Below are 12,439 nucleotides of genomic sequence, written 5' to 3' on the forward strand. Positions count from 1 at the left end.
TTTTTAAAAGGGTAAATCGCTGTCGTCTCCCGGTCTGCCGCTTTGAGAAGACGGTTCGGGAGGCGGAGGCGGCGCATCTTGATCGGAGGGCGGCGCGTAGGACGAATCGCCGCCCGCGCCGCGTCCGCCGCGGTCGAGAAATTGCACATTGTCCGCTTGCACTTCATAGACCGTTCGGTTCTCCCCTTCGGGCGTTTGATAACGCCGCACCTGCAAAGAACCATCCACGGCGACAAGGTAGCCTTTATGAGTGTAGTCCCTTATTAATTCGGCCAGTTTGCGCCAGGCGACGATTCGGATGAAATCTGTTTCTCGTTCGCCGTTGGCGTTTTTAAAACGACGATCCACCGCCAGTTGAAAATTAGCGACTGGAATGCCGCTTTGAGTCATGCGGATTTCCGGATCCGCCGTTAAGCGGCCTATGAGTACGATATGATTCATAATGTCCCCCGTTTAATCGTCTTCCACATCGATATCATCCAAATCGTCGTCTTCATCCGATTCGTCGATAGCCATTGTAGAGGATTTCTCTTCCCTTGCGGATTCATCCAAAGCGGACGCTCTCGCGGCTTCTCTCGCCAGCGCTTCCGTCCGCTCCCGCTCGGCGTCGTCTAACGCCTTTTGCTTCCTCTCGGCGTCAATCTTTTCCTGGATCAATTTCGCCTTGGGAATCTGGATGATCAAGTGGCGCAGGATCCCGGCATGAGTATGGATGAATTGAATGATCTCTTCCGGCGTCGTTTCGGGAGCGTCGAATTCGAGGTTGATATAGACGCCGTCCGTTTTTTTCTTGATTTCGTAGGCTAATTTTCGGATGCCCCAATTGGCGTCTCTGGTAATTTGTCCGCCGTTGTTTTGGATGACGGATTTCATTTCATCCGCCAACCGTTGAATTTCGCTTTCTTCCAAAGCGGCGTCGATGATGTAAAGAATTTCGTAGGGCGCTACTGCCATAGATTCCTCCTTCGGGCTTTTGGCGCCCATCCCGAAGATGGGCGCAGGAAGGTAGTTCGCGTCGTTCCGCGATCCTATTCCATTTTGGGTAAATTGTTCGAAAAAGTATAAGAACAAACCATTATTTAACTTCCGAAATCCTCGCTTGGCAAGGGTTCGGCTTCGTCAATGACGATTTTTCGAGATGTCTTTATGGAATATGACAGGGATGCGATAAGCGCTCATCCCAGAGGGATATGGATAAAATAACCAGCCGCAAGGAATTCCCTGCGGCCGGATTGATATTCGTTTAGAAGGGAAAAGTTAAATCTCAATGGAATAAAAGCGCAAAAACTAGGGAAATAACCGCCATCAATTGGATCGAATCGCTGGCTTAGAATCGGCTAGCGGTTGAATTGATTCATGGCTTTTTCCATTCCATCCAATAAAATCGCTTCAACCGCTTCCCCAGCGCGGATAAGGGTTTCGTCCATGATTTCTCTCTCTTTCGATGTGAAAGGACTCAGAACGAAATCCACAATATCGTCGCTGTTTTCGCCGATGCCCAGGCGCAATCTTGGAATCTCTTCCGTCCCCGCCATTTCGAGGATGGAACGAAGACCATTATGTCCCCCGTCGCTTCCCTTGAGCCGTATCCGGATTTTCCCTAGCGGGAGATGGATATCGTCATAGATAATCAACGTTTCCGCGCAGGAAATTTCCGGCTCGCGCAATAGTCTTTTATAAGCGGTCCCCGACCGGTTCATATAGGTCATGGGCTTGACGAGGATTACCGGCGTATCGCGAAAATCCCCCAAGCCGAACAGAAAGGAAGAGCCTTTTTGCTCGACGGAGATGTTCCAACGGTCGGAAAGCCCATCGATCAATTGGAAACCGACATTATGGCGCGTCGATTCGTATTTTGGGCCGGGATTGCCAAGTCCAACCAGGCACCACACGTTTGCCTCGAATCGTTACTCGGATTTTTCCGAACCTTCGGCGGCTTTTTCCGCTTCCCCTTCCGCAGCGGCGGCGGGCGCGCCCGGAGCGGCCTCCACCTTGGGCAGCGCTACGGAGGCGACGGTGCGGTCCGGAGCCGTGAGGATTTTATATTTCGGATTCCCCGGAATATCGGATACGTGAAGACTATGGGCTAGATCAAGTTCCGTTACGTCGATTTCCAGACAATCGGGAATTTCCAGCGGCAGGCATTCGATTTCCACATCGCGGAGCAGCTGCTCGAAGATGCCTCCTGCCTTCACGCCTTTGCAGGAACCTACGGGGTGGATGGGTACCGTAGTGGTAATAGTTTTATCGATGGATATGCGCAGAAAATCCAAGTGTTCCAACGCGCCCGACAACGGGTCGTGTTGGGTTTGACGAACCAGCGCCAGTTCCTTCGCGTCTTCTCCCGCAATGGCGACGTTCACGACGATGTTTTCCGACTCCCCGCCGCTGTGTATGGCTCGCTCGATTTCATGGCGATCAACCGAAACAGGGATGGAAGTCCCATTTCCTCCATATATGACGGCGGGGACCCTGCCCGCGCGCCGGGAAGATCGCGCGGCTCCTTTTCCGATCTTTTCCCGGCGTTGAACTGAAATTTCAACCTGTTTCATGGCTGCCTCCAAATATTGCTAGAAAGGTGATTTTAGACTTTTTTATTCAAATACGGCTCGGCGTAAACGATTTCACCATGCTGAAGATTGGCGAAAGGCCCAATGCTCATGCCGGGAGGTATGGCGCATCCCCGCAAATAGGAACTATTCACGCGGCACCCCTTCCCGATTTCGCAGTCGTAGATTTGAGTCATGGGACCAATTTCGCATCCTTCATGGATAGTCGTTTTTCCGAAAATATGCGTATTGGGTTGGATGATGCTGTCGATGCCGATCGTAACGCTGTCGTCGATGAACGTATTGGCGGGGTCTACGATCGTAACCCCTGAATACATCAGGCGCTCCAGAATGCGATTGCGCATGATCCGTTCCGCTTGCGCGAATTGCACCCGATTGTTGATACCCATCGTTTCCAGGGGATCTTTGGCGATATAGGCTTCCACCCTTTTCTTTTCGCTCACCATAATATGGATAACGTCGGTGAGGTAATATTCCCCCTGTTCGTTATTCGGCTTTACTTTGGCCAAGGCGTCGTAAAGGTCTTTGCAATCGAAGACATAGGTTCCCGAGTTGATTTCCAGAATCTTCTTTTCGTAGATATTCGCATCCTTATCTTCGACGATGGAGAGCACCGTATTGTCCTGGTGGCGAAGAATGCGTCCGTATCCGGCGGGTTTCTTCATCTTCGTCGTCAGCACAGTGGCGGACGCGTCCTGATGGCGATGGCGTTCGATCAGCTTCTCGAAGGTGCTCTTGGTCATGAGGGGCGCATCGCCCACGACGACCAGCAAGTCGCCATCGCAGTTTTCAACCAGCGGCTTGGCGCACAATACGGCGTGGCCCGTACCCAGGCGCTTTTCCTGAAGGGCGAATTCCACCTTGAAGCCGCTCAGCGCCGCTTCCACCATTTCATTGGCGAAACCGATGACGACGACTTGCTTTCCGTCGATCAATCCCTCGATATTACGCAGGATGTGAACGATCATGGGACGCCCGCAAATCCGATGAAGCGATTTGGGAACTTGCGAACGGAGACGAGTACCGTCGCCCGCCGCCAGGATAATGGAAGACAAAGATTTTTGCGCCATAATGTTTTGGGTAAAACAGGCGTCTCGCCTGTATATTTCAGAGGAGATGGCTCCTTTACGTTCGGCTAGCGATCTATGACGATTTATTTTGTCTCCTCTCCCTCTGGGAGAGGGTTAGGATGAGGGAGTTTGGGAAACTGCGCAACAAACAAAAATAAAAGTCATGGAACGCTAGTTCCTACAAAAAAACAGCCCGTAGATTCTCCACGGCCTGAAAATGGTTGAACTAGAAACAACTATTTTATGTCTTTTCACCCTCAAACGTCAAGACGCGCATTATAAATACTAATCACCATTGAATTTGTCGCTTTTAAAATCCCTCTCCCAAGATTGGGAGAGGTTAGGTGAGGGTTGATATTATTGGACTTATTATCCCCTCGCCCTAGCCCTCTCCCAGAGGGAGAGGGAATTATAAAATAGGACTTGGTATATCTCCTCTTCGCGGCCCGTTTCGCTTCAAGAGAACGCCGCTTCATCGCAGCAAATCGCATAGAATATCCGTCGCCACTTCGCCGCCATTCAAGGCAAGGCGTTCATGCGGTTGGGTTTGCGATGCCGCAGCTTCGAATGCGACGTCGAGAAAATCCCATTGACCGTCATGGAAAATATCGTCCTGGATTTTATAGGAGGATAAATATTTTGGCAATTCGCTCTCGAATACTCCCTGTTCGGGAAAATTGGAGAGAGGGATATAAGCGATAGGCGTTTCATGGGCGATGCATTCGGAGACAATGCCGTATCCCAGTTTCGCCAAAACGAGATTGGATGCCCGTACGGCGTCGGGATGATAGATTCGTTCCGGGTCTAAAATCCAAATGTTTGGTGGACCAGCCAGTTCCCGATTGAAGGTTAAAAAGTTTATATCGGATCGAGCCGCCAGCTGTTCTTTCTTGATCCTATTAAGACCGCATCCGCCGAATGTAATCAAAACCACGCGTCCATCCAAGGGCAAACCTAACGCTTTTCGCGCCTGGGAGCGAGTTTTTTTCGACCGGCGCGCGATGAGAGGGATATCCTTCGCGTCGGGAAATACGGAAAGATCGCCGCTTAAGGGAGTTTTGAGCAGAAGAGTGGTTCTGGCGTAATAATCGGCGATGCGGTCGATGATCTCTTGAAAACGCGGTTCGTAAGTTAAAAAGGCCGTAAATATCCAATTCCAACTGAAATTGGCGACAATCAAAGATGGAAGCTCCGCCGCCTCGGCCACGGCGACGGCGAAAGGAGAGATATCGCCGATCACCAGGTCGGCGCCGATTTTTTCTAAACGCTGCGCTTCCTCTTCCGCCATTTCGGGGTAATGGTCCAACAGATCGTTCCAGCGTTCGAATGTGCCCTTGATATCTTGCTGCAAACTATCGATTTGCATCACTCCGCAGTCGTGGAGATAATCGTGATACGTAAAAGCTCTTTTCAAGGATCGGTAAAAGAGCCAGCGCGGGGCGGTGGTTACGACTTCCACGCCGATTAGTTCCGGAAGATTCGAAATCAACTCGATGGCCCTGGTGGCGTGGCCGAATCCATGCGAGCTGACATAAAAAACGATCTTGGGCATAGCTGGCATTACCCCTTAGGCAAGAATAACTTATAGATTACCTATAAGATAGTTCGAGAAAGAAAAAACAAAAGTCCTTATTTGGTTTCTAACGAAGAGATCGTAGAAAAAGCAACCATATGGCGAAAAAAAATTGAAATTCTCTCCATGCTATTCCTAAAGATTCGCGGCAAGAATGAAAGAAGCCGCTATTCAAGAAGTAAAAAATATGTTAAATAATTTGTGGGAACGGAAAAAGTTGTTTTTGAAACGATGTTCGTAAGGAGCTTGGATCATGAATAAACCATTGGCCAAAAGAAGAACTTTTCTACAAACGGCGGCGGCGGGGACGGCGGGGTTGGGATTGGCGGGTCCGATGATCCTAACCACGGCGGCATCCGAAACCAAAGAAAAACTAGCAATGCTGGGAGGAACGCCCATCTGCAAAGCGAAATCCGCCTCCTGGCCCAAAGTCGTAAAAGAGGACGGCGACGAGGATGCCTGGATGGACGTCTTGAACAAGAAGGGCTGGTGCCGCCTCGACGGCGAATACGTCAATACCTTCGAGAAGGAATACGCCAAATTCACAGGCGTAAAAGAATGCCTCGCCACATCCTGCGGCACCACGGCTTTGTATACCTCTCTTAACGCATTGGGCATTGGTCCCGGCGACGAGGTGCTAGTAACGCCCTATACCTTCGTCGCCACCATCAACGTGATTTTGTTGCAATACGCGCTTCCCATCTTCGTCGATACGGACCGCGAGACTTTCCTGATCGATCCCAAGAAGTTAGAGGAAAAGATCACGGAAAAAACCCGCGCCATTCTTCCCGTACACATCGGCGGCAACGTGTGCAATATGGACGCCATCATGGAAGTGGCCAAGAAACATAAACTGATTGTCGTCGAAGACGCCTGCCAAGCCCATCTCGCCGAATGGCGCGGCAAAAAAGTTGGCTCCATCGGCAACAGCGGCTGTTTCAGCTTCCAAGTGACCAAAAACCTGTGCTCCGGCGAGGGCGGCGCCGTCATTACCGACGATTCGGATCTCATGGATCGCTGCTTCTCGTTCCATTCCAACGGCCGCGAACGTACCAATAAATACGGCTTCGGCTACGTCCATAACGGAATCAACGCCCGCATGACGGAATTTTCCGCCGCGCTCCTGCTCCAGGGCATGAAGCGCGTGGAAGAGCAATCCCGCCTGCGCACGGAAAACGCCCTCTATCTATCCAAACAATTGGAAGAAATTCCCGGCATCCATCCCGCTAAGATGTACGAGGGAACCACGCGCAACGCCTACCACCTCTATATGTTCCGTTACGATGCCAAGGAATTCGGCGGCGTCCCGCGCGATAAGTTCCTGAACGCCATGAGCGCGGAAGGCGCAGGCTGCGGCAGCGGCTACTCGCCCCTCAACAAAGAGCCGTTCCTCAAGGACGCTCTCTATTCGCGAGGTTACCAGGCTGTTTATTCCAAGGAACGCATCGATAAATATTTCTCCGAAAACGAATGCCCGGAAAACGACCGCCTCTGCAAGGAAGAAGCCTGCTGGTGGTATCAAACCCAGTTCCTGGCTACCAAAGAAGATATGGATCAGCGGGCGGCGGCGGTGCGCAAAATCCACGCCCACGCGGCGGAACTGGCAAAAGCGTAAGTATTGATTTATGCGGATGATGAGCAGCTAGAGCGGCGATTATGCCGCTCTAGCCGCTATTTAGGGGGAGATTTTATTTTGCAGGAAAATGGATTTATATTAAAAAAACTTGCGAAAATTATGCAATTAATCTTGAATATGTCGATATTATGTGGTATGAGAAAGGCGTTTACAATATTTCTAGTGTAGGCTATACTCACCTTTTTAGAGTTGACGATATCGTCAACTCTAAAATAGTGTTTGCTTTGAGTAATATGTGGAGTGGGAAACGTCTAAACGGCGTCTCAACAAAAGGAGAGAGAATGATGACTACGATACATAAGGATTTCGCTCCTGGTACGGATGAGTGGAACAAAGTCATGGAAACAGATTTCCCCCGTATCGTTGTTACCGAAAAAACGAAGGAAATCACATTACGAGAATCGACGCGTTATAGAGGTAGCGTTAGAATCTCGACGGGAAGATTCTGGACGGATGAGGAATACGAAGAACGCCGTAAACGTATTCTGGATACCCCATTGCCTTAATATAATCTCCTAATTTTTAAAATTTTACGATACAATTTTTTTAAGTTTATCTTCGGGGGGGCGTGTGCCTGTAAATAATCACAATTGGGAAAAAATAATTAAATTACACCAATACCTAAAATCTCTAATTATTAGAGGGGAGGAATTTGGCGGAAATTTTGATGCCTTTTTGCAGCCTTCATTGGAACAAAGAAGCGCTCTAGATCATTTGATTAGGGCAAGAGCGGCTGAATTAGGTTTATCTGAGCATGAGAATAACGTTGATTATATTGAACAACAATATGACAAAGTTGTTGGACATTTATATCGGGCTTTTTTGATGCGTCCGATTGGTTGAGTATTAAAATACGAGAGCAAATAATCGATGATCTGTCATATTATGAGAATGAATGTATAACTTCAGTAATACCAGACTATTATCCGAAAATAAGGATTCGAATAAATCATATATCGCACGAAATAGCAAAAATAAGAGGTGGAAAAGATATCGGAAAAGAGAGAGATCAAATCCTTACTGAGATAGATAGTTATTATAATTTAATTGAGGAACTTTTTTCTCATTATAAAACAATTCTGCAATCCATCCCCACTTTTGAGGAATACAAAAAACGCGACGATTGGAAAAAATATAAAATTAGGATCGTATCAATAATTACGACAATAATTGGAACAGTAATTGGCGCTATTTTATTCAATTAACGCGCCTTATGTAATCCATTCCATCAACCTCCGCTAAAAATCAATAACATTAATATTCGTTAATTTTTCTTCATGAAATCCAAAATTATTCATGAATCCGTGACTCGAAATGCGGGATTTCTTCCCCATCCTCTAAAAGCGCCTCGAGATGACATGCAATGGCTTCGCGAATCCGTTCTAGGATTTCTTCCCGCGTACGCCCTTGCGTAAAGCAGCAGCCAAGAGCGGGAACGGACGCAATAAATACACCCGCTTTGGGATCTTTTTCTATATTAACTGTATATTGATAGATCATAAAATCACCCTAGTTTTTGAATTTACTTTATTATTATAACACAAGTTGCGCAATCCGAACCATGTAGGGTGGGCTAAAAGCGAAGCGTAGCCCACAACACCCCTGCAAGTCCCCCAGCCCCCCAGACCCCAATGTCTCAATGTCTCAATGTCCCAAATCTGCGGCCTTCCCCATAATAACAGAGGGACCTTCTCACGGCGCGCGCCGAGCAGTCCCCGCCGTACTCGCCGCTAAATAGCGAAGTGGAAGAGGATGGCATCGTCGATAACCTCGCTCAGCCTTTCAGGGTGGGCGTCGGTGAATGAGTAGCGGGGGTGGAACTCACAGTCGTTTCGCCAAGCTGGGATTGAAAGGGCGAAGCGATTGCCTGGGAACCGGTCTGCCTATAGGGCAGGAAGCCCCTTGGCGAAAACGGATACTTGAGAAAAAAGCAGGAACAAACCGCAGGGCGGCAAGCAAATTTTATCTTTCCTTTTCTCGATCTTTTCGATTGCATTTCGGATAAGAAAGAGGAAAGAAATAGACAAAATGCCGCAGCCTTGCCGCCCTGGTTTGCCAATTTTCAAAAAAACGATTTTTTAAATCCGAGGGGATAATCTTCTTGATGTTATCTCCTGCGTCTTCCTTTTTTATCCCTCACTTTTTTTTCATCTTTTTCTTTCCCTTCGTGGCTTTCTTTTCTTTAGTGTTTTCGTGATTCAATCCAACCGGCTCCCTCGCCCCATTCCTGCTTTCATCTCTCACCCTATTTTCGCGTCTTCCGCTCCCTTCGCGTTTTTATGATTCAATTTCATTCTCGCTATCGCGCTATTCGGGGGATCCTTTTTATCCGAATATCTGATTCAGACATTGAATCAACCAAACCTGAGAAAGGAAAAGTACCTAAGTGCCGGATGTACCATAAATATATATATTGCTATAAGAAGTATTACTTATTAATGGAAAGCAATATTTATTTACACAACCAATCATGTTATTTTTAGATTAAAAAGAATAATTTAATAGATTTATTCCAATTTTCTTGATACGATGGCCGCAGAGATTAAATACAAAACAACGGGAAAGGAGATGTAGTATGATGAAACGCGGGATTTTTTTCGTATTTCTCATGACGGCGATCAGCCCGCTCGTCTTCTCTCAGGCAATTGGGATTTTCGACGGCCAAGTGAGCATTGGAGACGATAACGGCCAGGGATCGGCCACGTTTGCGAACGGCGTTTACGATGTCGTCGGCTCCGGCAACGATCTCTGGGGATCGGCGGACGGTTGTTATTTCGTTTACAAGGAAGTAACCGGCTCCTTCTTGATTACGGGCGAGGTCAATTGGGAAAAAGGGGGGCCGCGTGACGGCGACGAATGGAAGAAGGCAGGATTTATGGCGCGCGATAGCGTCGGTTTTGAAGACGATCCCGGTTCTCCGCACGCTACCGGGATTATCATCCGCAGCCAGGGTTCCAATTTGGAGAAACGAACGGATTACACTGGCCGTTCGGACGATATCGCCGTCCAGGAAAAACGGGCCGACGAGACTAACGTCATTCAACTCATGCGGGTGGGCGATACGTTTACGATGCTGCGTCAAGTAACGGATGGTACGTTCCGCGTGATCGGATCCATCGATATTCCCATGCCCACAACGATTCTCGTGGGTCTGGTGGTCACTTCGCACAATACGAGCACGACGGAACGCGCGTTTTTCTCCGGCGTAACGCTGCAACTTCTCGGAGTGCCGGTGATTGTGACGCGGACTATTCCACAATATAAAGTGGAAGCGGGAGGGTCCGTGACTGGCATAAGCTTAGGGCTGTCTGTGGAGACAGGGAAGACGACCGATGCAACGGTAACAGAAAAAGTTCCTGCCGGTTTTACCGTTTCCAACGTAAAGGCATCGGTGGGAACAACGAGCGTTAGCGGGGACGGGGTTATTACCTGGACGGTTCCCGGAGCAACGGGAGCGGACGCAAAGTTGACTTACGACATTTCCGCTCCTATAAGCGCTGTAGGCGTGTTGGCATTTTCGGGTAATGCGAAATCCGGCTCCGATATTTACTCCGGCGGCGGCGATTGGCAACTTACCGCCGTTCCGCCCAAATCCAACGGTTATGGCGTATTCACCACTAGCGAAGATTTGTACGAGAGCGAAACGGCGGAAGGCGACGCCGGTTACGATCCCAATACTGGGACTTATGTCGTTATTGGCGCCGGCAATGATATCTGGGGCAGCGCCGATAATTTCCACTATTTATATCGCGAAGTTTCGGGAAAGGTTTCGCTAAAGGCGGATTGCCTATTGTATGAAGGCGACGGACATACGGAATGGGCGAAAATCGGCCCGATGGTGCGGGATGACGCCGATTCCTGGTCTGCTCATGGCATGTCGATGATCCGCACATGGGGAAGAGATTTCGGTCCGCAATGGCGGGATATCTATGCAGGGACTTCCGGCAATAACGAATCTTTGAATGTTCCGGGAGGAACGGCGGCGGGCCAGCAAACCGGAACCGTCGAAATCACCCGCGATGGAACGAAAATCGGCTTCTATTATTATGACGCCGCCAGCGGCCAACGGGTGGAAACCTTGGTTCATGATGTGGGGGATATGGTTGATCCAATTTATGTAGGATTCGCCGTAACCTCGCATAGAGCAGGCTATTACAGCACGGGCGTCTTTAAGAACGTCGTGCTGGCGATCGATGGCAAAACTGTTCCCATCGACGAATGGTCGCTCTATTAGAGTTTAACGAAACAGCAGGTTGCGAAAGGGTGGACGGGATTTCCCTCCGCCCTTTTTTTTGTATGCATCGCGTCTCGCGCATTTACGCCTCGACAACCAAATCGATTCGCTGAATGGCGTTATAGCCGGACTTAAGAAAAGGACGAGGCATGGGCTGCGCGATTCCATTGGCGTCGATCGTGCGGCAGAACAGGTCATAATGGCCGCTGGGAACATTCGTCAAAAGCGCCGCCCAATGAACTAGAGCGTCACGCATCGGCCACTGGCTAGGCTTCCCCGTGGCAGAGTCGATTTTGAGCGTCGGCGAGGGCAGTTTTTCATCTCGCATTTCCCCGCCCCAACGATCCGGCGGCGGAAGAATTTCGGCGTCATTCCAATCGGTTTTGGCGAAATAGGGATCGTCGTCCGGCAGCGGTTTATCTTGCGCATGGAGAAAATATTGGACTTTGGCAAGACCCGACATTCCGACTTGCGCCACTCCGGTTAGGAGAATCGGCTGTCCCGCTTTCGCTTTTTCCGGCGCATGAATAAAACACGCCCACGTCTTCAAATGGCTTTCCGTGTCATTGTTCCAAAGGGCGTAAGTATCATTGGCTTTGTTGCTATTGGTCAGCAAAATTCGTTGCAGCCACTTGACCGATTTATTGCCGTAAGCGCCGGGAACCAACATTCGCGCGGGCCCGCCGCGGACCGGCGAAAGCCATTCGCCATTCAGTTTATAACAAAGCGTTACCGGAAGCTCGCCAGGAGGGTCTTCCAATACTCTACCAATAGATAGAGAACTCTGAAACCGTTGTTTGATATCGTCGTTGTGATAGCCATAGTAAAAAATCCGTCTCACGTTTTTCGTTGGCTTGGCTAGCCAGATTAATTCCCTGAGCGGAACGCCTTCCCACAAACCCATGCCGCAGGGACTTTTTCCATTGGTGCAGGACATGACGCTCAAAAAACGTATGGCGTATTTTTCGGTGAGTTTCATCAATCCCGGCCAATCTAAGGCGGTTCCCGATTCCAGCGAAAGGGGATGCTCCACGACGGAATCGCTTTCGGGATCGGCCAATATCTCCAGCCTCCACGTCTCGCGTTCCAATCCTACGGCGCGGCGTTTTTCCGGCGTCAATTGGTATGGCGGCGGATTACCCCGGCCATAGTTTATAAAATCTTCGTCGCGGGTGAGATATTCCATTTTCGCTTTTGCTTCGTCTATAAAAGAAGAAGGAATTTTATCTTGAGACCATAGATTCGAGGCGTTCAAGCCCGCTATTCCCATCGCGCCATATCCAAGAAAAAAACGGCGAGTAAAGCCGATATGCTCTTCCGCAAGATTCTTTGAAAAAACCATCTTTGTTTTCTTCC

12 protein-coding genes are annotated in these 12,439 nt (G+C 49.2%); 4 read left to right on the forward strand and 8 right to left on the reverse strand.

Annotation, left to right across the window (positions count from 1 at the left end; translation table 11 throughout):
* Positions 1-3 precede the first annotated feature (3 nt).
* The 6 genes from AB1656_12085 to AB1656_12110 all read right to left on the reverse strand — a co-directional run bounded on the left by AB1656_12085 (position 4) and on the right by AB1656_12110 (position 5,192).
* The gene (locus tag AB1656_12085) at positions 4-444 is read right to left on the reverse strand and encodes a single-stranded DNA-binding protein (GenBank protein MEW6236117.1); all 441 of its coding nucleotides are present in this window, start codon (positions 442-444) and stop codon (positions 4-6) included.
* Positions 445-453: 9 nt separating this feature from the next.
* The gene (rpsF, locus tag AB1656_12090; protein ID MEW6236118.1) at positions 454-954 is read right to left on the reverse strand and encodes a 30S ribosomal protein S6; all 501 of its coding nucleotides are present in this window, start codon (positions 952-954) and stop codon (positions 454-456) included.
* 383 nt (positions 955-1,337) lie between these two features.
* A complete protein-coding gene (gene pth / locus AB1656_12095) occupies positions 1,338-1,892 on the reverse strand; it encodes an aminoacyl-tRNA hydrolase (GenBank protein ID MEW6236119.1) in 555 nt (184 codons plus the stop codon).
* A 15-nt stretch (positions 1,893-1,907) separates the two neighbouring features.
* Positions 1,908-2,552 (reverse strand): 50S ribosomal protein L25, encoded by a 645-nt coding sequence (locus AB1656_12100; GenBank protein MEW6236120.1) that lies wholly within the window; start codon positions 2,550-2,552, stop codon positions 1,908-1,910.
* A 32-nt stretch (positions 2,553-2,584) separates the two neighbouring features.
* Complete coding sequence (gene glmU, locus AB1656_12105; protein MEW6236121.1) at positions 2,585-3,625, reverse strand: bifunctional UDP-N-acetylglucosamine diphosphorylase/glucosamine-1-phosphate N-acetyltransferase GlmU; 1,041 nt, start codon at positions 3,623-3,625, stop codon at positions 2,585-2,587.
* A gap of 487 nt (positions 3,626-4,112) precedes the next feature.
* On the reverse strand, positions 4,113-5,192 hold the full coding sequence (locus AB1656_12110; protein ID MEW6236122.1) for a hypothetical protein: 1,080 nt from the start codon (positions 5,190-5,192) through the stop codon (positions 4,113-4,115).
* Positions 5,193-5,466: 274 nt separating this feature from the next.
* On the opposite strand from AB1656_12110, the gene AB1656_12115 reads away from it, so the two are divergent.
* The 3 genes from AB1656_12115 (at position 5,467) to AB1656_12125 (ending at position 7,692) form a co-directional block, all read left to right on the forward strand.
* Positions 5,467-6,828, forward strand: coding sequence for an aminotransferase class I/II-fold pyridoxal phosphate-dependent enzyme (locus AB1656_12115; GenBank protein MEW6236123.1), 1,362 nt, complete (start codon positions 5,467-5,469; stop codon positions 6,826-6,828).
* 302 nt (positions 6,829-7,130) lie between these two features.
* On the forward strand, positions 7,131-7,355 hold the full coding sequence (locus AB1656_12120) for a hypothetical protein (GenBank protein ID MEW6236124.1): 225 nt from the start codon (positions 7,131-7,133) through the stop codon (positions 7,353-7,355).
* Between the two features lie 64 nt (positions 7,356-7,419).
* Entirely contained in the window at positions 7,420-7,692 is a 273-nt protein-coding gene (locus tag AB1656_12125; protein MEW6236125.1) for a hypothetical protein, read from the forward strand.
* Between the two features lie 447 nt (positions 7,693-8,139).
* Here AB1656_12125 and AB1656_12130 read toward each other — a convergent pair whose 3' ends face one another.
* Positions 8,140-8,349, reverse strand: a complete 210-nt coding sequence (locus AB1656_12130; GenBank protein ID MEW6236126.1) for a type II toxin-antitoxin system HicB family antitoxin — start codon at positions 8,347-8,349, stop codon at positions 8,140-8,142.
* Between the two features lie 1,075 nt (positions 8,350-9,424).
* Between AB1656_12130 and AB1656_12135 the strand changes: the two genes are divergently transcribed.
* A complete protein-coding gene (locus AB1656_12135; protein MEW6236127.1) occupies positions 9,425-11,083 on the forward strand; it encodes a hypothetical protein in 1,659 nt (552 codons plus the stop codon).
* Between the two features lie 82 nt (positions 11,084-11,165).
* Here the strand turns inward: AB1656_12135 and AB1656_12140 are convergent, their stop codons facing one another.
* The gene (locus tag AB1656_12140; protein MEW6236128.1) at positions 11,166-12,425 is read right to left on the reverse strand and encodes a molybdopterin-dependent oxidoreductase; all 1,260 of its coding nucleotides are present in this window, start codon (positions 12,423-12,425) and stop codon (positions 11,166-11,168) included.
* Positions 12,426-12,439 lie beyond the last annotated feature (14 nt).

The organism is Candidatus Omnitrophota bacterium, assembly GCA_040755155.1.
GTDB lineage: Bacteria > Hinthialibacterota > Hinthialibacteria > Hinthialibacterales > Hinthialibacteraceae > JBFMBP01.